This window comes from Streptomyces sp. TS71-3 (assembly GCF_018327685.1).
Taxonomy (GTDB): Bacteria; Actinomycetota; Actinomycetes; order Streptomycetales; family Streptomycetaceae; genus Streptomyces.
In genome coordinates this window covers 373,439-396,677 of the sequence record NZ_BNEL01000001.1, presented here as the reverse complement: position 1 = coordinate 396,677, position 23,239 = coordinate 373,439, and the positions used below count along the sequence as shown (strand labels likewise).

12 protein-coding genes, 3 rRNA genes and 3 pseudogenes are annotated in these 23,239 nt (G+C 68.5%); 4 read left to right on the top strand and 14 right to left on the bottom strand.

Annotated features, from left to right (window positions below; all coding sequences use genetic code 11):
* Positions 1–486 precede the first annotated feature (486 nt).
* Entirely contained in the window at positions 487–1,341 is an 855-nt protein-coding gene (locus Sm713_RS01725; protein ID WP_212907933.1) for an ECF subfamily RNA polymerase sigma factor, BldN family, read from the top strand.
* Between the two features lie 490 nt (positions 1,342–1,831).
* A complete protein-coding gene (locus Sm713_RS01720; protein WP_212907932.1) occupies positions 1,832–3,067 on the top strand; it encodes a DUF5667 domain-containing protein in 1,236 nt (411 codons plus the stop codon).
* A 270-nt stretch (positions 3,068–3,337) separates the two neighbouring features.
* Here Sm713_RS01720 and Sm713_RS01715 read toward each other — a convergent pair.
* The 10 genes and pseudogenes from Sm713_RS01715 to Sm713_RS01670 all read right to left on the bottom strand — a co-directional run.
* Positions 3,338–4,177: pseudogene (locus Sm713_RS01715) on the bottom strand (lysophospholipid acyltransferase family protein); the annotation flags it as partial.
* A 783-nt stretch (positions 4,178–4,960) separates the two neighbouring features.
* Positions 4,961–6,124 carry an NAD-dependent epimerase/dehydratase family protein gene (locus Sm713_RS01710; protein WP_212907931.1) on the bottom strand — a complete coding sequence of 388 codons (1,164 nt, stop codon included), beginning with the start codon at positions 6,122–6,124 and terminating at the stop codon, positions 4,961–4,963.
* Between the two features lie 238 nt (positions 6,125–6,362).
* A complete protein-coding gene (locus Sm713_RS01705; protein WP_003948845.1) occupies positions 6,363–6,461 on the bottom strand; it encodes a 30S ribosomal protein bS22 in 99 nt (32 codons plus the stop codon).
* Between the two features lie 263 nt (positions 6,462–6,724).
* Positions 6,725–6,934 (bottom strand): helix-turn-helix domain-containing protein, encoded by a 210-nt coding sequence (locus Sm713_RS01700; RefSeq protein ID WP_212907930.1) that lies wholly within the window; start codon positions 6,932–6,934, stop codon positions 6,725–6,727.
* Positions 6,935–7,699: 765 nt separating this feature from the next.
* Positions 7,700–8,872 carry an acetoin utilization protein AcuC gene (locus Sm713_RS01695; protein ID WP_212907929.1) on the bottom strand — a complete coding sequence of 391 codons (1,173 nt, stop codon included), beginning with the start codon at positions 8,870–8,872 and terminating at the stop codon, positions 7,700–7,702.
* On the bottom strand, positions 8,841–10,118 hold the full coding sequence (locus Sm713_RS01690; protein WP_212907928.1) for an MFS transporter: 1,278 nt from the start codon (positions 10,116–10,118) through the stop codon (positions 8,841–8,843). Before Sm713_RS01690 ends, Sm713_RS01695 begins: the two co-directional genes overlap by 32 nt.
* Before the next feature lie 237 nt (positions 10,119–10,355).
* Positions 10,356–11,000, bottom strand: a pseudogene (locus tag Sm713_RS01685) (HAD family hydrolase); the annotation flags it as partial.
* 88 nt (positions 11,001–11,088) lie between these two features.
* Positions 11,089–11,205: ribosomal RNA gene (gene rrf, locus Sm713_RS01680) — 5S ribosomal RNA — on the bottom strand.
* 99 nt (positions 11,206–11,304) lie between these two features.
* A 23S ribosomal RNA gene (locus Sm713_RS01675) occupies positions 11,305–14,427 on the bottom strand.
* A gap of 318 nt (positions 14,428–14,745) precedes the next feature.
* Positions 14,746–16,274: ribosomal RNA gene (locus Sm713_RS01670) — 16S ribosomal RNA — on the bottom strand.
* Together the 16S, 23S and 5S rRNA genes form the textbook arrangement of a ribosomal RNA operon.
* An 811-nt stretch (positions 16,275–17,085) precedes the next feature.
* Between Sm713_RS01670 and trpS the strand changes: the two genes are divergently transcribed.
* A complete protein-coding gene (trpS, locus tag Sm713_RS01665) occupies positions 17,086–18,084 on the top strand; it encodes a tryptophan--tRNA ligase (protein WP_212907926.1) in 999 nt (332 codons plus the stop codon).
* Here trpS and Sm713_RS01660 read toward each other — a convergent pair.
* Positions 18,051–19,391: a transposase gene (locus Sm713_RS01660; protein WP_249416033.1), complete on the bottom strand. Its 1,341-nt coding sequence runs from the start codon at positions 19,389–19,391 to the stop codon at positions 18,051–18,053. The two genes, trpS and Sm713_RS01660, sit on opposite strands and share 34 nt — an antisense overlap.
* A gap of 250 nt (positions 19,392–19,641) precedes the next feature.
* On the opposite strand from Sm713_RS01660, the pseudogene Sm713_RS01655 reads away from it, so the two are divergent.
* Positions 19,642–19,935, top strand: a pseudogene (locus tag Sm713_RS01655) (isochorismatase family protein); the annotation flags it as partial.
* Positions 19,936–20,102: 167 nt separating this feature from the next.
* Here the strand turns inward: Sm713_RS01655 and proC are convergent.
* From proC to Sm713_RS01640, 3 genes are all read right to left on the bottom strand, one after another.
* A complete protein-coding gene (gene proC / locus Sm713_RS01650) occupies positions 20,103–20,912 on the bottom strand; it encodes a pyrroline-5-carboxylate reductase (protein ID WP_212907925.1) in 810 nt (269 codons plus the stop codon).
* 164 nt (positions 20,913–21,076) lie between these two features.
* Positions 21,077–21,883, bottom strand: a complete 807-nt coding sequence (locus Sm713_RS01645; protein WP_212907924.1) for an ABC transporter permease — start codon at positions 21,881–21,883, stop codon at positions 21,077–21,079.
* Positions 21,880–22,995: an ATP-binding cassette domain-containing protein gene (locus Sm713_RS01640; protein ID WP_212907923.1), complete on the bottom strand. Its 1,116-nt coding sequence runs from the start codon at positions 22,993–22,995 to the stop codon at positions 21,880–21,882. Before Sm713_RS01640 ends, Sm713_RS01645 begins: the two co-directional genes overlap by 4 nt.
* Between the last annotated feature and the right edge of the window lie 244 nt (positions 22,996–23,239).

Below are 23,239 nucleotides of genomic sequence, written 5' to 3'. Positions count from 1 at the left end.
TGCCTTGAGGGCGTGGGAGGTACCCCCACCCCGCGCCCCGCATAGGGCTGAACGGAGCCGCGCGGTCCACGTACGGAGTACAAGCAGGCGCTCCGTTCGGCCCAACCACGGAGCCGCTTTCATGCGTCCGTACGGCGCAAGGGCACACAATCCGACTCAAGCACGGACACGCGCACGGACACGCGGCAATCTTGCCGTCTTACCCCTGCACACCCCTCGCCAGTCGCGTTGATGCCACTCGACCACAACACACCTCGGAACCAGACCGAACTCGAACCCAAACGATCAATATTCGGTCACCGATTGCTACTTGAACGGTCGTCGATCGATAACAGAAGCGACGGAACCGACGATTTGAGCAACTGGGTGTAGTGCTGCCTGTACGAAGCGTTATTCTCCTCAGACGAAAACCGGTACCCACGCGTCGCCACGACGGGTGAATGGTCCCGTACTGCACGTGATGGAAGCTCTGCCTCTGGGAGTCTTGTGTACCCACACGTCGGGGTTGACGCCTCGGGCCTGGCTACGCTGCGCGCTACGGTCCTCGACCGCCTGCGCGGCTTCGTCCCCACCGTCCAGACCGCGTACGCCGCACCCACCGCGTGCGCCGTAGCGTACGCCGTGCCCGCGGCCGTCACCGTCCCCACCCGCACCCCGCCTCGCGACACCCCCCGCCCCACCGGACCCGCCGGCCCCTGCTACGCCCTGGCCGACGGCAGCGCCGCGGTCGGCCGCCGGGGCCGCTCCGCCCAGCCCACCGCCCCCGCCGCCCGCCGCCCGGCCGCCGACACCGACAGCGCCCGCATGATGGAGCTGGTCGAGCGGGCCCAGGCCGGCGAGGCCGAGGCCTTCGGCCGCCTCTACGACCAGTACAGCGACACGGTCTACCGCTACATCTACTACCGCGTCGGCGGGAAGGCGACCGCAGAGGACCTGACCAGCGAGACGTTCCTGCGCGCCCTGCGCCGCATCGGCACCTTCACCTGGCAGGGCCGCGACTTCGGCGCCTGGCTGGTGACCATCGCCCGCAACCTCGTCGCCGACCACTTCAAGTCCAGCCGCTTCCGCCTGGAGGTCACCACCGGCGAGATGCTCGACGCCAACGAGGTCGAGCGCAGCCCCGAGGACAGCGTCCTGGAGTCCCTGTCCAACGCCGCCCTGCTCGACGCCGTACGCCGCCTCAACCCCCAGCAGCAGGAGTGCGTGACGCTGCGCTTCCTCCAGGGCCTCTCGGTCGCCGAGACCGCCCGCGTCATGGGGAAGAACGAAGGCGCCATCAAGACCCTCCAGTACCGCGCCGTCCGCACCCTCGCCCGCCTGCTGCCCGAAGACGCCCGCTGACCGCACCCGGCCGCCGCGCCCAGCCACCGCGGACGGCCGCCTTCGAACGGTCACCACGCGGCCCGTCGCCGCCGAGCGCCCCGTGCCTCTGAAGCCCCCCATCCCGGGCCTTCACCGGGGCCGCCCCCTCCCGGGCACCGCCGACCTCCCACGGCCCCTGCGGCCACCCCTGGGCGCACCCTGCCACCTCCCCACGCCCCGAGCCGCCGCCACTCACCGTCACCCGCGGACACCCTCCGGCACATCGAAACACCCTCCGGCACACGGAGAGCAATTGCCAATTCACCTACGGTGAAAGACATTTGGCGTCACGATCCGATCATCTTTCGTCCGTAACCCATGTGCCGCGCCACTCGTTGTGCGGGATGCAGGATCCCTGCGGTTGCACGCCCACTGCCCTGACTCACTCGATCGTGTGAGCCTGGTTGGACGCTGCAACCCCCAGGGACTCCTGGGGAGTCGACCGTCATGACGAGAGGAGGTGCCGCCAGTGATCGCAAACGTATCGGCACACCGGCGGGCGAACGCCTTCGCCCAGGCCCTGGAGGAGCGATCCGACCGGGGCACCGCTGCCGAGCGCCCCGAGCGCCCCGAGGAGCCGGCCGAACGCACCGAGCACGGCCGGATGACGGCCCTGGCCGGCGGCCTCGCCGACCTGCCGAAGCCCGAGCTGGACAGCGACGTCAAGACCGTCCAGCGCGCCCGGCTGGTCGCCGCGATGGAGGCTTCGCAGCAGAGCGGCGAGGCGGCCACGGGCGAGACCGGCGGCGCCGAGGCGGCCGTACCCGAGCAGCGTTCCCCCCGCCGCAAGTCCCACCGAGCGGGACCGCTGCGCGGCCTGCGCCCCAGGACCCGCCTGACCAAGGGCCTGGCCGCCGGCGGGCTCACGGTCGGCGTGGCCGCGGGAGCCTTCGGCGGCGTCGCCGCGGCCAGCACGGACGCCCTCCCCGGTGACTCCCTCTACGGCCTCAAGCGCAGCATGGAGGACGTCAAGCTGGGCCTCGCCGACAGCGACTCCACCCGCGGCCAGATCTACCTCGACCAGGCCTCCACCCGGATGAACGAGGCGCGAAGACTCATGGAGCGCCGCCGCTCCGGCCCGCTCGACACCGAGTCCGTCTCCGAAGTACGGCACGCTCTGGCCGGCATGCGCCACGACGCGTCCGAGGGCCACCGCCTGCTCTTCGCCGCCTACAAGCGGGACGGCTCGCTGGCGCCGATCGAGGCCCTCTCCTCGTTCTCCCAGTCGCACCGCGACAGCTGGACCACCCTGAGGGAGCAGCTGCCCGTCCAACTCGGAGACGTCCGCGACCAGGTCACCTCGGTCCTCGACGCCATAGACCAGGAAGTCGACCCGCTCCGCCGGCTGCTGCCGCGCACGCCCTCCCAGGGCCCCGGCAGCCAGCGGCCCGGCGCGGGCCGGGACTCCGCCGGCCCCTCCGGCTCCGGCAACCCCGAGCCCTCCGCGTCCGGCGGATCCAAGAACGGCAGCCGCGAGCACACCGGCGACCCCGAGCCGTCCACGTCCGGATCGGGTGACGGCGGCGGGCTCCTCGGCACCGGCCCCGGCGGCATCTTCGCCCCGCCGACGACCGACACCGATCCCCCGAGCCCCTCCGCCAAGGGCGGCCGGAGCAGCACCCCGGAGCCGGAGATCACCCTCCCGCCCCTCCTGCCCGACGTCCTCGGGCTGGGCATCGACGGCCAGGGCGGCAAGCAGAGGTAGCGGCAGAGGTTGCGGGGCCCGTTCGCCGCTGTGCCGCCCCGGGCCGCGCCGGCGGCACAACTCCAAGTCCCCTCAAAGCACGCGGAGTTGATCGTCGTGGCTGATCGCGCAGTTCCCCGCGCCCCTAAGCGGGCCGGGGCGCGAAGCCCCATGTACGGACGCGCCCCGAAAGGGGCGCGGGGAACTGCGCGAGCAACCACCCACCCACCGGTGGCCGGGACACGACAGAAGCAGCCCCTGCCCCCGCCCCGCCCGAGGCAGCGGGCAGATTCAGAAGAAGACCGACCGCCGCTGCACCAGCAGCCGATACAACGTGTGCTGAATCCGCTCCCGCACCTGATCCGTGAGGTTGAACATCAGCATCGGATCCTCCGCGGCCTCGGCCGCGTACCCTTTCGTCTCGATCGGCTCCCCGAACTCGATCGTCCACTTCGTCGGCAGCGGCACCGCCCCCAGCGCCCCCAGCCACGGAAACGTGGGCGTTACCGGGAAGTAGGGGATGCCGAGCACCCGGGCGACCGTCTTCGCGTTGCCGATCATCGGGTAGATCTCCTCCGCCCCGACGATCGAGCACGGCACGATCGGCACGCGGGTCCGCAGGGCCGTGGAGACGAAGCCGCCGCGCCCGAAGCGCTGGAGCTTGTAGCGCTCGGAGAACGGCTTCCCGAGGCCCTTGAAGCCCTCGGGCATCACCCCGACCAGTTCACCGCGTTCGAGGAGTACCTCCGCGTCCTCCGCGCAGGCCAGCGTGTGGCCCGCCTTGCGGGCGAGTTCGTTGACGACCGGCAGCATGAAGACGAGATCCGCCGCGAGCAACCGCAGGTGCCGGTCCGCGGGGTGCCGGTCGCGGACGGCGACCTGCATCATCAGCCCGTCCAGCGGCAGCGTGCCGGAGTGGTTCGCGACGATGAGCGCCCCGCCCTCGGACGGGATGTTCTCGATGCCTTTGACCTCGACGCGGAAGTAGTTCTCGTAGAAGAGCCGCAGCAGGGAGATCAGCACCTGGTCGGTGAGCTCGGCGTCGTAGCCGAAGTCGTCGACCTCGTAGTCGCCGGTGAGGCGGCGGCGCAGGAACGCGAGGCCGTTCGCAAGGCGCCGCTCCCAACGGCCGGGCTCGCCACCCGTCTCCTGGCCCGCGGAGCCGTCGCCGGCGCCCGTCTCGCCTCGGGCCCCTTCGCCGTCGGGCTTCCCGCCCGGAGCCTCTTCGCCGGCCGTACGGTCGGCCCCACGGCCGCCCGCGCGCTCGCCCGGCTTCGCGCCGCCCGCCGCCCCCCGGCCCGGCGCCGTGCGGGAGGCAGCCCGGGTGGGTGCGGGTCCCGAGCCCGCGGCGGCATCGTCGGCAGGGGCTGCCGCACCGGTGCCCTCCGCCCCGTCTTCCTCCGCGCGCTTGCCGCGACGTGCGGGGCGGCGGGGCGCCCGGCTGGTGCGGGTCCCGCGGGTCCCGGACGCGGGGCCGCTACCCGGTGCGCGGGATTCCGTACGGCGGTTCTGCTGGCCGGGCAGCGTCGCCACCTCACCCGCCGAACCCCGGGTGCCGTCCTCGGTGTCCGTGGAGTCCGTGGCGTCCGTAGCGTCCGCTTCCGCACCGCCCGCCGAGTCGTCCGTGTCGCGGGCGCCTCGGGTATCGCGGGCGCCTCGGGTGCGGCGGGTGTCTCGCGTGTCCCGGCCGTCGCGTCCGTCCCGGCTGTCCCGGCCGTCCGCCACGTCCTGGTCGCCGTCACCGCCGTCGTCGCCGTCCCGCGCGCCCCGGCCCTCGCGACCGTCATCACGGCCGCGGGCGCGGTCCGAACCGGTGGACTGGCCGCGGCGGCGCCCGGAGCGCTGCGCGCCCCCGCGCGACCTGTCGTCGTCGAAGGGAATGACCTTGGCGTCCGCCATCGTTGCTGCGCTCCTCTATCGACGCTGGTCGGAACGGCGTTCGTCGGCACCGGAGGCCGCCGCCGTCCCGGAAGCCGCCGCACCGGACGCGCCGGCCGGTTCCGGCCCGCCGCCCGTGCCGGGTCCGCCGGCCGCCGCGGACGCCGCACGGGCCACGAACGGCAGCGCGGCCACCCGGTCGACGGCCGCTGCCACCCGTTCGGGCGGCAGCAGTCCCGCGCCGCGGTCGCGGACGAACTCCGTGAACGTTTCGGCAGTGCTGTACCGGGGCGTGAATCCCAGGGTTTCCCGCATCCGCCCGGTCGACACCACCCGGCCGTGGGTGAGCAGCCGCAACTGCTCCGGCGAGAAGTCCGTGAGGCCGACGGTCCGCAGCGCCGTGCCGGCCCAGGTGACGGCGGGCAGCAGGACGGGGACGGTGGGGCGGCCCAGGCGGCGCGCGCACTGCGACAGCAGCAGGACTCCGTCCCCTGCGATGTTGAACGTGCCGCTGCTGGGTGCCTTCGGCTCGGCCTCGTACGCGGCCAGGGCCAGCACGTCCAGCACGTCGTCCTCGTGGACGAACTGGAGCCGGGGGTCGTAGCCGAAGACGGTCGGCAGCACCGGAAGCGAGAAGTACTCGGCGAGCGAGGTGTCCCCGGTGGGGCCGAGGATGTTCGCGAAGCGCAGGATGCACACGGCTACGTCGGGCCTGCGCCGCGCGAAGCCCCGTACGTACCCCTCGACCTCGACGGCGTCCTTGGCGAATCCTCCGCCGGGCAGCGACTTGGGGGGTGTGGTCTCGCCGAAGACGGCGGGGTCGCGGGGCGCGGAGCCGTAGACGTTCGTGGAGGACTTCACCACGAGGCGCTTGACCGTGGGCGACTTCTGGCAGGCACCGAGGAGCTGCATGGTGCCGATGACGTTGGTCTCCTTGACCGTGCCCCGGCTGCCGCCGCCGAGCGCGGTGCCCGAGACGTCCATGTGCACCACGGTGTCGACGGCGTGCTCGGCGAGCACGCGGCCGATCGCGGGCTGGCGGATGTCGGCCGCGACGAACTCGGCGCCGCCCAGGTCCTGCTCCGGTCTGACCGCGTCCACCGCGACGACACGTTCGACCCCCGGGTCCCTCGCCAGGCGCCGGACGAACCGGCTGCCGAGCTGCCGGGCGACCCCGGTCACGAGCACGATCCTGCCCAAGATCAGCGCCTGCCTTCCCACTCCGCGGAGCGCCGTGCCGTCAGGTGCCGACCGTACGCCGTTCCCGGCGCGGCTCAGCGGGACCTCCGCCGTGATCGCGCGCCGTCCGTACTGTCCTACAGCCAGACCGCCGCCGAGGGGACGTGACGCGGACGAGACGTTATCGGAACGCAAGCGGCTGTGGCCCTTCCACCGAGGGTGGAAGGGCCACAACGCGCGCTTGCTCCTGCGGTCGTCGCTACTTCTTGTTGCGACGCTGAACGCGGGTGCGCTTGAGCAGCTTGCGGTGCTTCTTCTTCGCCATCCGCTTGCGCCGCTTCTTGATGACAGAGCCCACTACAACCCTCGCTCACTTCTCATGGCGGCCCCTGATCGACAGGGGCAATCACACGGTGCGGGGCTGCATTGGGGCCCACACGACCTACGAACGGCTAGCCTACCCCGGCTGTACCCCAGGGTCGTAATCGAGGGGTCGGAAACCCTCAGGAGGAGCGGTTCACCCCGGGAACGGGGACCTCGTGAGAGGCGTCCGGCACCCCTCGCGGGGATTCCGAGAAGACGGCGGTCGGGCCGACTCCCCGGAATCCCGGATATCCACCGTCAGGCCGTCTCCACCCCCACATAAGAGTCGCGAAGGTACTCGTGAACCGCTTGCTCCGGGACTCGGAAGGACCTCCCCACCCGGATCGCGGGCAGATGACCGCTGTGCACCAGCCGGTACACGGTCATCTTCGACACACGCATCACCGAGGCGACTTCCGCCACGGTCAGGAACTGAACCTCGTTCAGAGGCCTCTCGCCAGCAGCCATGACACACCTGAACCTTCCGCACATGACGGGCACCGGCTTCCCCTCCGGTGACTCCTCGTCGCTGTGCGCTCACTCCCCAGAGTAGGGGCGGGTGATGCGAGTGGGGAAGAGGAGCAGCATTCAGCCGCCTACTGTGACAGACACGCCCGTTTGAGTACATAGCGAGTAAGCGGCCACTGGGACAGGGAGCGTAGGACGCCGACACCCCGAGCACCCCGTGGGACGCCCTCCCGGCCCGCACCTCCCGCCGCCGCCAACCCGCCCCCACCCGCCGCCCGGACGCCGCCGCACAGGCGCTGACCTGCGTCGATGCGGTGCCATCCAGGGCCGATGAGGGCTTCGGAACCGGCTCGGACGGAACGCCGGCGCGGCCGGAGCGAGACGCATGAGATGAGGTGGACGGGTGTGTGCGCCGGTCTCATTTGCCACGAGGCGTGCGCCGGGTTCCCGCACCAGAGCGACCGTTCATACGTCGTCGAGATTGCAGATGCGTAGACGGAACTGGGTCGTTTTGTCGACACGTCCACCATGCAATGAGCGGAGGGCGAACCAGTACACCGCCGACAAAGTGTCTGCACGGACCGACGGTTGGGGCGCCGCAACGGCCCGCCGGGGGTCTTCGCTGTGCGATCGCGAGCAGGGGACAGGGGGCGCGCCGGAGGCCGCCGGGAGCACAACCGGTCCCGTGCACGCCCCTGATGCTGCCGTATCGGACCGCCCCGGACAGCGGAATGGGGAAAACTTGCCGGGACGGAGGGCGGAGGACTACGGCAGTATGCCGCGCAGCGGGAACACCGCCTTCCGGGTGGCGCGCACCGCCTGGTCGAGCCGCGCCGCCGGGTCGTAGCCGTCCTCCCAGGCCGCGTACGCGACCGGCCAGCGGCCGTCCGTCATCCGCCCGGGCGCCACGCCCCCGCCCCTGGCGAGCACCTGGCCACGCCACTCCTCCGGAAGATGCTCCTCCGGCTCGATGGGACGGCCCGCGGCGATGGCCACCAGGTGCGTCCAGGACCGCGGGACGACGTCGACCACCGCGTATCCGCCGCCGCCCAGCGCGATCCAACGGCCGTCCGCGTGCTCGTGCGCCAGCTCATGGCAGGCGACCTGGGCGGCACGCTGGGCGTCCACGGAGAGGGTGAGGTGCGCCAGCGGGTCCTCGAAGTGCGTGTCGGCGCCGTGCTGGCTCACCAGCACCTGGGGGCGGAAGTCGGCCACCACCTCCGGCACCACGGCGTGGAAGGCCCGCAGCCAGCCCGCGTCGCCGGTGCCGGCGGGCAGGGCGATGTTCACCGCGGAGCCCTCGGCGCCCTCGCCGCCGGTCTCCTCCGGCCAGCCGGAGCCGGGGAAGAGGGTGCTGGGGTGTTCGTGCAGGGAGATCGTGAGCACCCGGGGGTCGTCCCAGAACGCCGTCTGCACGCCGTCGCCGTGGTGGACGTCGACATCGACGTACGCCACGCGCTCCGCGCCCAGCTCCAGGAGGCGTGCGATGGCGAGCGCCGGGTCGTTGTAGATGCAGAAGCCGGAGGCGGCGGAGGGCATGGCGTGGTGGAGGCCGCCGGCGAAGTTCACGGCGTGCAGGGCCTCGCCGCGCCACACGGCCTCGGCCGCGCCCACGGACTGGCCGGCGATCAGCGCGGACACCTCGTGCATCCGCGGGAAGGCGGGGTCGTCGAGGGTGCCGATGCCGTACTCCCCGTACGCGGAACCAGGGTCGGCGGAGGCCGCCTTGACCGCGTCGATGTAGTCGTCGGTGTGCACCAGCCGGAGGGTGGAGTCGCCGGCCGTCGGGGCGGCGACGACCTCCAGCTCCCGGTCGAGCCCGAACGCCGAGATCAGGCTTCTGGTGAGGCCCAGCCGGACCGGGTTCATGGGGTGGTCGGGCCCGAAGTTGTATCCCGATACTGCTTCATCCCACATCAAGTGCGCGCGGCCGCTCATGCCCGCCACCGTATCTGGCCCGGCCCGCGGCGAACGATCCGGCGTATCCCAGCGTCACCAGCACGAGCACCATCGGGACCAGCATCGCCGCCCGGTAGTTCCACGCGTCGCCGATCGCGCCGACCAGCGGCGAGCCGATGAGGAACCCCACGTAGTTGAAGACGTTCAGCCGCGCGACGGCCGCGTCCGAGGCCCCGGGACCGTGCCGCTCGGTCGCCTGCCGGCCCGCCGCCGCGAAGGTCTGCGGCACCAGGACGCAGAGCCCGAGGCCGAGCAGGGTGAAGCCGGCGATGCCCGCCCAGGCACCGGGCGCCCCCGCGACCACGGCGAAGCCGACCGCGGCGAGCACCGTCCCCGAGCGCACCACACCGACCGCCCCGAACCTGCGTACCCCCAGGTCACCGAGGGCGCGGCCGAGCAGCGTCATCGCCATGTAGACGTTGTAGGGGACGGTGGACAGCTGATCGGAGCCGCCCAGTACGTCCTGGAGGTACTTCGCGCTCCAGTTGGAGACCGTCGAGTCCCCGATGTACGCGAACGTCATCACCAGGCAGAAGGGCAGCAGGAACCTGAAGGCGAGGGTGATGGGGGCGGGTGCGGAGCCGGCAACCGGGCCGGGGCCGGGGTCAGGAGCCGATGCGGGAGTGGGCGTGGGCACGGCGGAGGGCTCCGCGGCATCGGGCCGCGCGGTGCCGTCGACGTACCACCGGCTGCCGAGCAGCGCGGCGGGCAGCAGCACCAGCACGACCGGGAGGTAGGTGAGGGGCAGCGGCAGTTCCCAGTGCGCGCCCGCCCAGGCGAGGGAGGCACCGAGGATCCCGCCCAGGCTGTACGTGGCGTGGAACCCGAGCATGATGCTGCGCCCGTACGCGTGCTGGAGGCTCACCCCGAGCATGTTCATGGACGCGTCCAGCGCCCCGACGGAGAGCCCGAACCCGGCGAGCGCCAGGGCCACCTGCCACACCAGGTGCCCGGACCCGGCGGCGAGCAGCGCCAGCAGCACCAGCGGCTGTGACCAGCGCAGCACCCGGCTGGGCCGGACCCGTCGCACCAGGCGCTCGGTGGACACGCTCCCGACGCCCGCGAGGACGGGCACGGCCGCGAGGAAGGCGGGCAGCAGCGCGTCGGACACCCCGTACCGGTGCTGGATGGCGGGGATGCGCGTCACGAGCAGGGCGAACGCGGCCCCTTGCGCGAAGAAGGCGAACGCCAGTGAGAACCTGCCGCGCCGCAGCACACCCGTCATGGCGGCACAGCGTACGGCCCCCGGCTACCGACGGGTAGACATGCGTCAGGCGCGATCGTCCTCACTCGCAACGGCGAGCGGGCGTACGGGCGCGGCCTGTTGGGGGCTGGTGGCGTCTCCCGCCAGGGCGTCTCCCAGGCCGTCTGCCGGGGCGTGTACTGGGGCGCCTCCCGGGGCGCCTCCTGCCGCTGACATGCCCTCTGCCGAGGTGCCTCGGGACGGGTCCCCTTCGGTCAGCAGCAGGGCGGGCAGCTGGACCATGTCGTCGAAGAGGTGCCGGGCGCCAGCGTCCAGGAGCCGCTGGGTGGGCGTCATGGCGGTGAATCCGTAGACGTCCATGCCGGCCGCGAGAGCCGCCTGGACCCCGAGGGGGCTGTCCTCGACGACCACGCAGCGGCCGGCGGGGACACCCATATGCGCGGCGGCGTGAAGGAAGAGGTCGGGCGCGGGTTTGCCTCGTCCCACGTCCTGCGAGCTGAAGATCCGGCTGTCGTCGAACCAGGCGTCGAGCCCGGTCTTGCGGTGCCCGACCCGGATCCGCCGATGGCTTCCGGACGAGGCCACGCAGTACGCGACATCGGAGGCTTTGAGCGTCTCCAGCACCGCCGGGACTCCGGGGACCACGTTCAACTCGCGCTCGAAGGCGTCGAACACGCGGGCGTGGTACCCCTCGTCGAAGTCGGGGGGCAGCTTCTGGCCGCTTCGCTCGAAGACGATGTCGTGGACGCGGTGCACGGCACCGCCGAGGTAGTCGCGGAGCGAGTCCTCGTACGTGGTGGGGTGCCCCAGCTCGGTCAGGTACTCGGCGAGAATCCGGTTGGATATCGGCTCGCTGTCGACGAGTACGCCGTCGTTGTCGAAGATGACCAAGTCGTAGCGCATGGTCTGACAGTAGAGGATGCGGCCACCCCAAAAAGCAGAGAGCCCTGGTAGCGGGTTTCCACCCGCTACCAGGGCTCTCCAACAAGGAGTTCGGCGGCGTCCTACTCTCCCACAGGGTCCCCCCTGCAGTACCATCGGCGCTGAAAGGCTTAGCTTCCGGGTTCGGAATGTAACCGGGCGTTTCCCTCACGCTATAACCACCGAAACACACACCACCAACCACCACACCCCCCACCCCATACGGGCAGAAGCATGTGTGTGGTTGTTCGTGGTTTCAGAACCAACACAGTGAACGCGAGCACCTGAGGACAAGCCCTCGGCCTATTAGTACCAGTCACCTCCACCCCTCACAGGGCTTCCAGACCTGGCCTATCAACCCAGTCGTCTACTGGGAGCCTTACCCCATCAAGTGGGTGGGAGCCCTCATCTCGAAGCAGGCTTCCCGCTTAGATGCTTTCAGCGGTTATCCCTCCCGAACGTAGCCAACCAGCCATGCCCTTGGCAGAACAACTGGCACACCAGAGGTTCGTCCGTCCCGGTCCTCTCGTACTAGGGACAGCCCTTCTCAAGACTCCTACGCGCACAGCGGATAGGGACCGAACTGTCTCACGACGTTCTAAACCCAGCTCGCGTACCGCTTTAATGGGCGAACAGCCCAACCCTTGGGACCGACTCCAGCCCCAGGATGCGACGAGCCGACATCGAGGTGCCAAACCATCCCGTCGATATGGACTCTTGGGGAAGATCAGCCTGTTATCCCCGGGGTACCTTTTATCCGTTGAGCGACGGCGCTTCCACAAGCCACCGCCGGATCACTAGTCCCGACTTTCGTCCCTGCTCGACCCGTCAGTCTCACAGTCAAGCTCCCTTGTGCACTTACACTCAACACCTGATTACCAACCAGGCTGAGGGAACCTTTGGGCGCCTCCGTTACCCTTTAGGAGGCAACCGCCCCAGTTAAACTACCCATCAGACACTGTCCCTGATCCGGATCACGGACCCAGGTTAGACATCCAGCACGACCAGAGTGGTATTTCAACAACGACTCCACGAACACTGGCGTGCCCGCATCACAGTCTCCCACCTATCCTACACAAGCCGAACCGAACACCAATATCAAACTATAGTAAAGGTCCCGGGGTCTTTCCGTCCTGCTGCGCGAAACGAGCATCTTTACTCGTACTGCAATTTCACCGGGCCTATGGTTGAGACAGTCAAGAAGTCGTTACGCCATTCGTGCAGGTCGGAACTTACCCGACAAGGAATTTCGCTACCTTAGGATGGTTATAGTTACCACCGCCGTTTACTGGCGCTTAAGTTCTCAGCCTCGCCCACCCGAAAGTGAGCTAACCGGTCCCCTTAACGTTCCAGCACCGGGCAGGCGTCAGTCCGTATACATCGCCTTACGGCTTCGCACGGACCTGTGTTTTTAGTAAACAGTCGCTTCTCGCTGGTCTCTGCGGCCACCCCCAGCTCAAGGAGTAAATCCCATCACCAGGAACGGCCCCCCTTCTCCCGAAGTTACGGGGGCATTTTGCCGAGTTCCTTAACCATAGTTCACCCGAACGCCTCAGTATTCTCTACCAGACCACCTGAGTCGGTTTAGGGTACGGGCCGCCACAAAACTCGCTAGAGGCTTTTCTCGACAGCATAGGATCATCCACTTCACCACAATCGGCTCGGCATCAGGCCTCACCCACAAGCCAGGCGGATTTACCTACCTGACGGGCTACACCCTTACCCCGGGACAACCACCGCCCGGGATGGACTACCTTCCTGCGTCACCCCATCACTCACCTACTAACCGCTTGGACCGGCGGCTCCACCACTTTCCCCGACGGTAAACCGGCAGGGAACGGCTTCACGGCCTTAGCATCACGATGCTCGATGTTTGACGCTTCACAGCGGGTACCGGAATATCAACCGGTTATCCATCGACTACGCCTGTCGGCCTCGCCTTAGGTCCCGACTTACCCTGGGCAGATCAGCTTGACCCAGGAACCCTTAGTCAATCGGCGCACACGTTTCCCACGTGTGAATCGCTACTCATGCCTGCATTCTCACTCGTGAACCATCCACAACTACCTTCCGGCGCTGCTTCACCCGGCACACGACGCTCCCCTACCCATCACAACACCCGTTAAGGCTCATGCTGCAATGACACGACTTCGGCGGTATGCTTGAGCCCCGCTACATTATCGGCGCGGAATCACTAGACCAGTGAGCTATTACGCACTCTTTCAAGGATGGCTGCTTCTAAGCCAACCTCCTGGTTGTCTCTGCGACTCCACATCCTTTCCCACTTAGCACACGCTTAGGGGCCTTAGTCGATGCTCTGGGCTGTTTCCCTCTCGACCATGGAGCTTATCCCCCACAGTCTCACTGCCGCGCTCTCACTTACCGGCATTCGGAGTTTGGCTAAGGTCAGTAACCCGGTAAGGCCCATCGCCTATCCAGTGCTCTACCTCCGGCAAGAAACACACGACGCTGCACCTAAATGCATTTCGGGGAGAACCAGCTATCACGGAGTTTGATTGGCCTTTCACCCCTAACCACAGGTCATCCCCCAGGTTTTCAACCCTGGTGGGTTCGGTCCTCCACGACCTCTTACAGCCGCTTCAACCTGCCCATGGCTAGATCACTCCGCTTCGGGTCTTGAACACGCTACTCAACGCCCTCTTCGGACTCGCTTTCGCTACGGCTCCCCCACAACAGGTTAACCTCGCAACATGCCGCAAACTCGCAGGCTCATTCTTCAAAAGGCACGCAGTCACGACACACCAACAAAGTTGGCATGCGACGCTCCCACGGCTTGTAGGCACACGGTTTCAGGTACTATTTCACTCCCCTCCCGGGGTACTTTTCACCATTCCCTCACGGTACTATCCGCTATCGGTCACCAGGGAATATTTAGGCTTAGCGGGTGGTCCCGCCAGATTCACACAGGATTTCTCGGGCCCCATGCTACTCGGGAAACTCTCAAACAAGTCGCAGACATTTCAGCTACGGGGGTCTTACCCTCTACGCCGGGCCTTTCGCATGCCCTTCGCCTACATCCACGATTTCTAACTTGCCTCACGACCGGCAGATCATGAAAGAAAGCTCCCACAACCCCCAAGACGCAACCCCTGCCGGGTCTCACACGCCCAAGGTTTAGCCTCATCCAGTTTCGCTCGCCACTACTCCCGGAATCACGGTTGTTTTCTCTTCCTGCGGGTACTGAGATGTTTCACTTCCCCGCGTTCCCTCCACACTGCCTATGAGTTCAGCAGCGGGTGACAGCCCATAACGACTGCCGGGTTACCCCATTCGGACACCCCCGGATCAAAGCTCGGTTGACAGCTCCCCGGGGCCTATCGCGGCCTCCCACGTCCTTCATCGGTTCCTGGTGCCAAGGCATCCACCGTGCGCCCTTAAAAACTTGGCCACAGATGCTCGCGTTCACTGTGCAGTTCTCAAACAACGACCAACCACCCACCACCCCAAGCAACAGCCTGAGTTCACCGGGGCCGGCAACCGAAAACACAACCACCACGTGGCCGTGCCCTCAGACACCCAACAGCGTGCTCAACACCTCAAGCCCTCGTAGTCCACGTTCCACGCCTCACAAGGAAGCAGTACTAGCGGCCCGAGCCGACTCAAGATGCCGAATAGTCAACGTTCCACCCATGAGCGAACCAGCATCGAACAATCGCCGATGTACTGGCCTCTGCGTCGGTCTAAGCCGACGTGGAGTGCTCCTTAGAAAGGAGGTGATCCAGCCGCACCTTCCGGTACGGCTACCTTGTTACGACTTCGTCCCAATCGCCAGTCCCACCTTCGACGACTCCCTCCCACAAGGGGTTGGGCCACCGGCTTCGGGTGTTACCGACTTTCGTGACGTGACGGGCGGTGTGTACAAGGCCCGGGAACGTATTCACCGCAGCAATGCTGATCTGCGATTACTAGCGACTCCGACTTCATGGGGTCGAGTTGCAGACCCCAATCCGAACTGAGACCGGCTTTTTGAGATTCGCTCCACCTCACGGCATCGCAACTCATTGTACCGGCCATTGTAGCACGTGTGCAGCCCAAGACATAAGGGGCATGATGACTTGACGTCGTCCCCACCTTCCTCCGAGTTGACCCCGGCGGTCTCCCGTGAGTCCCCAGCACCACAAGGGCCTGCTGGCAACACGGGACAAGGGTTGCGCTCGTTGCGGGACTTAACCCAACATCTCACGACACGAGCTGACGACAGCCATGCACCACCTGTACACCGACCACAAGGGGGACCGTGTCTCCACGGTTTTCCGGCGTATGTCAAGCCTTGGTAAGGTTCTTCGCGTTGCGTCGAATTAAGCCACATGCTCCGCCGCTTGTGCGGGCCCCCGTCAATTCCTTTGAGTTTTAGCCTTGCGGCCGTACTCCCCAGGCGGGGCACTTAATGCGTTAGCTGCGGCACGGACGACGTGGAATGTCGCCCACACCTAGTGCCCACCGTTTACGGCGTGGACTACCAGGGTATCTAATCCTGTTCGCTCCCCACGCTTTCGCTCCTCAGCGTCAGTATCGGCCCAGAGATCCGCCTTCGCCACCGGTGTTCCTCCTGATATCTGCGCATTTCACCGCTACACCAGGAATTCCGATCTCCCCTACCGAACTCAAGCATGCCCGTATCGACTGCAGACCCGGAGTTAAGCCCCGGGCTTTCACAACCGACGCGACACGCCGCCTACGAGCTCTTTACGCCCAATAATTCCGGACAACGCTTGCGCCCTACGTATTACCGCGGCTGCTGGCACGTAGTTAGCCGGCGCTTCTTCTGCAAGTACCGTCACCCTAAGGCTTCTTCCCTGCTGAAAGAGGTTTACAACCCGAAGGCCGTCATCCCCCACGCGGCGTCGCTGCATCAGGCTTGCGCCCATTGTGCAATATTCCCCACTGCTGCCTCCCGTAGGAGTCTGGGCCGTGTCTCAGTCCCAGTGTGGCCGGTCGCCCTCTCAGGCCGGCTACCCGTCGTCGCCTTGGTAGGCCATCACCCCACCAACAAGCTGATAGGCCGCGGGCCCATCCTTCACCGCCGGAGCTTTCCACACCAGAAGATGCCTCCCAGTGTCCTATCCGGTATTAGACCCCGTTTCCAGGGCTTGTCCCAGAGTGAAGGGCAGATTGCCCACGTGTTACTCACCCGTTCGCCACTAATCCCCGACCGAAGCCGGATCATCGTTCGACTTGCATGTGTTAAGCACGCCGCCAGCGTTCGTCCTGAGCCAGGATCAAACTCTCCGTGAATGTCTCACCCACACACACGGTGCGGGATTCACACATCACGAGAGCGGTGCAGGAAGCGGAATACAACTTCCCGCACACAGCGTCCTCGCTGTGTTCTTGTTACTTCAAAGGAACCACGTCACCACAAAGACCCAGTGCAAGCATCTTCGGGTAGACGGGGTATCAACATATCTGGCGTTGACTTTTAGCACGCTGTTGAGTTCTCAAGGAACGGACACTTCCTTCGTACTCACCACGAAAACCTGCTTCGCGGCTTTCCTCCGGGCGTTTCCCTTCGGTGTGTTTGTGACTCTATCAGACTGCCTCTCGGTCGTCTGACGCCCTGTCACCGGGCTGTCCGTCCCGCTCGGAGTGGGGCGAACGATGTGAGACTTTAGCGGAACCTCGTCCGTCCGACGTAATCGGGCGGCGCGTTCTTCCGAACGGCGATTCCTCATTCGCAGAAGCGCATAGCCAAGACCCGACGAGGATCTCGCCGAACTCCTGGTGGGCTGTTGCGAAATGGTGTCCGGGGACCGGCCGGGACCGGCGCTCACATCGGACAACCCGGAAAACAGTACGGAGCGGTCCCGGGCGTGTCAACTTGGTTTCCCGGGCACCCGGGACCTGCGCGGACAGCCGGCCGGTGGCGTAGTCTCCGGAGTCATGACGACGCATACGTGCACCCAGTGGTGGGCCGCCTGACGGCGGCCGGAGTGACGTATGCACCAGCGGCCGCCGCCTCGGCGGCCGCTCTTTCGTCTCCGCACCGGAGATCCGAACCCCGGCCGGCGGGCCGCGGCGGTCCTCTACGGAAGGCGGAGGGCGAGAGATGGCGCGGATCTTCAGCGGGGTCAAACCCAGCGGGCACCTGACCCTGGGCAACTATCTGGGGGCCATGCGGCGCTGGGCCGAGGTCGACCAGCACCGGGCGGAGGCGTTGTTCTGCATCGTCGACTTGCATGCCCTGACGGTGGCGCACGATCCGGCGCGGGTACGGCGGCTGACGCGCCAGGCGGCGACGCTGCTGCTGGCCGCGGGGCTCGACCCTGAGCGGTGCACGCTCTTCGTGCAGAGCCACGTGGACGAGCACGCGCGGCTGTCCTACCTGCTGGAGTGCGTCGCCACGGACGGCGAGATGCGCCGCATGATCCAGTACAGGGAGAAGTCAGCGCGGGAGCAGGCCAAAGGCGGCAGCGTGCGGCTGTCCCTGCTGACGTATCCGGCGCTGATGGCCGCGGACATCCTGGCGTACGGCACCGAGGAGGTGCCGGTCGGGGACGACCAGGCGCAGCACGTCGAGCTGAGCCGGGACCTGGCGGTGCGGTTCAACCAGCGGTACGGCCGCACGTTCGTCGTACCGCGTGCGACGGTCCCCGGCGTGGCCGCGCGGGTCATGGACCTTCAGGACCCCACGTCGAAGATGGGCAAGTCGCACGAGTCCGGCACCGGAATCGTCTACCTGCTGGACGAGCCGGAGGTGGTGCGCAGGAAGATCCTCCGGTCCGTGACCGACAGTGGGCGGGAGATCGTGTACGACCGTGCGGGCAAGCCGGGCGTCTCGAATCTGCTGGAGATCCTCGCGGCCTGTGAGGGTGGGGATCCCGAGGAGCTGAGCGGTGCCTACGAGTCGTACGGGGCGTTGAAGAAGGACGCCGCCGATGCCGTGGTGGAGCTGCTGAGGCCCTTGCGGGAGCGGCACCGGGAACTGGCGGCCGATACGGAGTACGTGGACGAGGTGCTGCGTTCGGGTGCGGAGCGGGCCAGGGCGGTCGCGAGACCGCGGGTGGACGCCGCTCACCGGGCGATCGGGCTGCTGCCGCCGGGTTGAGAGGCGAAGTGCTGGCGCATGTTGACTGCTCCCCTCTTTGAAGGGAGGGGGTTCCTTCCTTCGGAGGTGGGTGGGGATTCCTGGCTCAGGCTGCCCCTGGGAGCGGCGCTCCGGGAAGGTCTTACGCCCTCGACACCAGCCGGGTTCAGACCTGCCCGGACGAGCATCACGCGGGCGGAGTTCTTGTCTCTGGGGGCGACGGCTCCGCAGGCGGTGCAGGTGTAGGTGCGCTCGGACAGCGGCAGCGCGTGCTTGGTTCTCGCTCCGCACGATGCACAGTCCATGGTGGTGTGCGCAGGATGCACAAGACGGATGTCACGCCCGTGCTTGCGGCCCATCTCCATCAGCGCCTTCTTGGTGGCGCCGATCGCGGCGTCCGCCGCCTTGCGGGCCATCGAGGACTTGGCGAGGGACTTCGGGCGGAAGTCCTCCACGGCGATGACGTCGTGGTCCCTCACGACGTTCTTCGCCCACTTGCGGCCGGTGTCCTGCCGCTGCCGGGCGATCTTCGCGTAGGTTTTCGCCCGCCACCTCTTCGCCTCGCGGTAACCCTTCGAGGCAGCCTGCCCCTTGTTCGGTTTGCGGCGGGCCATCATCCGGTCGTATCGCGTCAGCCTGGCCTGCGCCTTACGGCCGTGCTGAGCGTGCGGGAGATCATATGCATCGGAAGTGGTGGTCGCGGTCTGCTTCACGCCCCAGTCCACGCCGAGCACCCGTCCGGTCCGCGGCAAAGGCTGCGCCTGGGTGGGGACCACGAACGAGCAATGCCAGTGTCCAACGCTGTCCTGGTACACGCGCACTGAGGAGGGCTCGGCGGGCAACTCCCGCGACCACACCACCGTCAGCACGATCCCGCCCGCCAGGTGCAGGCGATCGTCCTTCAGCCGGAATGAGCGCCGGGTGTAGTTCAGCGTCGGCACCGCCTCACGCTTCTTCTTCCACTTCGGCATACCAGCCCGGCTCTGCTGCGGGAGGCGTTCGCGGATGTCCTTGCGCGCCTTGGCACGACTCTTGCCGAAGTCCCGGATCAGTTGCTGCTGAGGAACCGAGCTGCCCTCGCGCAGCCATGGCGTATGCCTGCGCGCCTCGGTCAGCATCTTGTCGAGCTGCGCCGGGCCACAGGTCCGCTGTTCGCCCGTGGCCTTGTTGGGCAGGTCAAGAGCCTTGGACTTGGCGACGCACTCGTTCCAGATCCAGCGGCACCGGTCCCATTCCGCCAGCAGTGTCCTCCGGGCGGTCGACGACACGCGAAGCCGGTACGTGTACCGGGCGTACCCGATCCGACCGGCTTCACTTAGCGTCGTCATAGCATCAACGTAGCGTCATGCCGCGCTTCTCACTCCGGATTCTGGCAGACCTACACGAACAGGTGACCACTCAGGCTGCTACGGACCTGCGGTCCCTCAACCCCCGGACCCTCCACTTCCTCGCTGCCGCCCTCACCACTCCCCAGACGGACGCCGAGTCGCTTACGGCGATCCGCCTTCTCCTGCCCCACTCCGCGGGAAACCAGATTCCTCCCCGCCCTGAAGACCAGGGCACACTCCGAGAACCCCGGTGAACTCCGCCTTCTACGGCACCCCCGACCTGCACGCCTGGTGTGCGGACGCGGGAATCACCCAGCTCGTGGTGGCCGGGATCCAGACCAACATGTGCGTGGAGACGACCACCCGGATGGCCGGGAACCTCGGGTACGACGTGCTGCTCCCGCTGGACGCCACCTACACCTTCGACGAGGAGGGGCCGTTCGGCTGGCGGCGCCGCGCGCAGGAGCTGGCGGAGGCGACGGCCGTGTCGCTGCACGGCGGCGGGTTCGCGCGGGTGGTGCGGGCGGCGGAGGTGCTGGACGCGCACGGGCTGTCCTGCCGGCCGGGTGACCCAGGCCGGTGCTGGGGGCCCAGGCGGTACCAGGGCCCAGGCGGTACCAGGGCCCAGGCGGTACCAGGGCCCAGGCGGTACCAGGGCCCAGGCGGCACCGGGGGCCCAGGCGCGTTGGCCGTTCCGGAGGCCCGGACCCGTCAGCCCGTGCCGGAGGCCAGGGCGCGGCTTCGGTCGCGGGCAGCCTCCAGGGCGGCGATGAGGGCGGCGCGCACGCCGTGGTTCTCCAGCTCGCGGATGGCGTTGATGGTGGTGCCGGCCGGGGAGGTCACGTTCTCCCTGAGCTTCACCGGGTGTTCGCCGCTGTCGCGGAGCATCACGGCGGCGCCGATCGCGGCCTGGACGATGAGGTCGTGGGCCTTGTCGCGGGGCAGGCCGAGCAGGATGCCGGCGTCGGTCATGGCCTCGACGAGGTAGTAGAAGTACGCGGGGCCCGAGCCGGAGAGCGCGGTCGTGGCGTCCTGCTGTGCCTCGGGGACCCGCAGCGTCTTGCCGACGGCGCCGAAGACCTCCTCGGCGTGGCCGAGGTCGTCGTCGGTGGCGTGGCTGCCCGCGGAGATCACCGACATGGCCTCGTCGACGAGGGCGGGCGTGTTCGTCATGACCCGCACGACGGGCGTGCCCTCGGCGAGGCGCTGCTCGACGAAGGAGGTGGTGATGCCGGCGGCGCCGGTGATGATCAGGCGGCCGGCGGGGGTGTGCGGGGCGAGCTCGTCCAGCAGGGCACCCATGTCCTGCGGCTTGACCGTGAGGATCAGCGTGTCGGCGGACTTGGCGGCCTCGGGGTTGCTGACGGCCGCGACGCCGTAGCGGGTGCGGAGTTCCTCGGCACGCTCGGCACGGCGGGCCGTGACCAGCAGGTCGGCGGGCGCGCGGCCGGCCCGGATCATTCCGCTGAGCAGGGCCTCGCCGATCTTTCCGGTGCCGAGCACCGCGACTTTCTTGGTCATGAGCCTTGTCCTTCGGGTGCGTCGTCCGCCTCCCATCCTCGCACCGGGCGGGGTCCGCGGGACGCGCCTGTCCGCCGGTCGGGACGGCATGGCGACCGGCGGACGGAGGTGCGCACCGTCGCGGGGGCGCGGGCCGGGTGCCCGGACCGGCGCGCCTGTGCGGGTCAGGGCGTGCGGCGGCGGAGGGTGGCGGCGCCCAGGCCGAGGACGAGGAGGGCGCAGCCGGCGACGACCAGGCAGTCGCGGACGAAGTCGCCGGTGACGTCGGTGTGCTGGAGGACCTGGTTCATGCCGTCCACCGCGTACGACATGGGCAGCACGTCGGAGACGGCTTCGAGGGCCGGATGCATGCTGGGGCGCGGCGCGAAGAGGCCGCAGAGGAGGATCTGGGGAAAGATCACCGCGGGCATGAACTGGACCGCCTGGTACTCGGAGGATGCGAACGCGGACACGAAGAGGCCGAGCGCGGTGCCGAGGAGGGCGTCGAGCAGGGCGATGAGCAGCAGCAGCCACGGGGACCCGGTGACGTCGAGTCCCAGACCCCACAGCGCGAGCGCCGTGGCGAGGGCGGACTGCAGTACGGCGAGGGCGCCGAAGGCGAGGGCGTAGCCCCCGATCAGGTCGGCCTTGCCGAGGGGCATGGCGAGCAGGCGCTCCAGGGTGCCCGAGGTCCGCTCGCGCAGGGTCGCGATGGACGTCACCAGGAACATGGTGATCAGCGGGAAGATCCCGAGCAGCGAGGCGCCGATGGAGTCGAACGTGCGCTCGTTGCCGTCGAAGACGTAGCGGAGCAGGAAGAGCATCACGCACGGCACCAGGATCATCAGCGCGATGGACCGCGGGTCGTGGCGGAGCTGGCGCAGCACGCGGGCGGCGGTGGCGACGGTGCGGGTGAACGAGAGCGCGGGGCCGGGGCCGGGCGGCGCGGGGTCCGTGGTGCCGGGGGCCGCGGCGGCGGGGGCGGCGGTCATGGGCGGGGCTCCTTGCCGGGGCGGGGGTCAGCCTGGGCGGTGGGGGCGGCTGGCTGGTCGGTGCTGTGATCGGCGAGTTGGTCGGTGGGCTGGTCGGTGCTGTGATCGGCGGGTCGGCCGGTGGTCCGGTCGGTGGGTTGTTCCGTGGGGGGATCCGTGGGTCGTTCCGTGGGGTGATCCGTGGTCTGTTCCGCGGCCCGTCCGGCGGGCTCGGCGGCGTCCTTGCCTGCGGCTTCGTCGACCAGGCGGAGGAAGGCGTCCTCGACGGTGTCCGTACCGGTCCGGGCGCGCAGGGCGTCCGGGGTGTCGCCGCCGGCCTGCGCCCCCGCGCCGTCCCCGGTGAGGAACACGCCGTCGCGCATCAGCAGGAGCCGGTGGCAGCGCTCGGCCTCGTCCATGACGTGCGAGGAGACCAGCAGCGTGGTGCCGCGCTCGGCGGCCAGGCCGTGGAAGATGTCCCACAGGTCACGGCGGAGAACGGGGTCCAGGCCGACGGTGGGCTCGTCCAGGACGAGGAGTTCGGGGGCGCCGAGCAGGGCGACGGCGAGGGAGACGCGGCTGAGCTGACCGCCGGAGAGGTTGCCGGCGAGGGCGCCGGCGTGCGAGGTCAGGGCGACGTCGGAGATGGCACGGGTGACGTCCGCCCGGCGCCGGGCCGCGGCGGCGCGGCCGGGGGCGAGGACCGCCGCGAAGTACTCCAGGTTCTGGCGCACCGTCAGGTCGGTGTAGACGGACGGGGCCTGGGTGACGTAGCCGACCCGCGAACGGAGAGCGGCGCTGCCCGCGGGGCGGCCGAGCACGTCGAGGGTGCCGGTGACGCGGCCCTGCGTGCCCACGATCGCCCGCATCAGCGTCGATTTGCCGCACCCCGAGGGGCCGAGCAGCCCCGTGATCCGGCCGCGCGGCACGGCGAAGTCGAGGCCCCGCAGGACGGTGCGGCCCCCGCGCACGACGCTGAGGCCCGCTCCGCGCACGGCCGGGGACGTGACGCGGGCGTCCGTGGAACCTGCGGCGCTCGGGGGCGCGGTGGAACCCGGCGGTGTCGAGCCCGGCGGTGTGGAGTCCGGGGGTGCGGAGCCCCGAGGTGCGGAGGCCGGCGAGTAATTCATCATGCGATGAATAATGGCGACGGGGCGGCGTGGCGTCAAGAAGCTTCGGGGCGTGCGGAGGAGGGAGGGCCGAGACGTGCGGGGCGGGGGCGCTGGGCTTACCGGCCGGCGGCGGGGCACGCGAAGGAGCCCTGCCGGGCGGGAGTCCGCGGCAGGGCTGGGCTTGGGGCGGAGGTGCGTGGCGCGCGAGCTGCTTGGGGAGGCGGCTGCGCGCGCGGGCTGCGGCTCCGGGCTTGCGGGCTCCGGG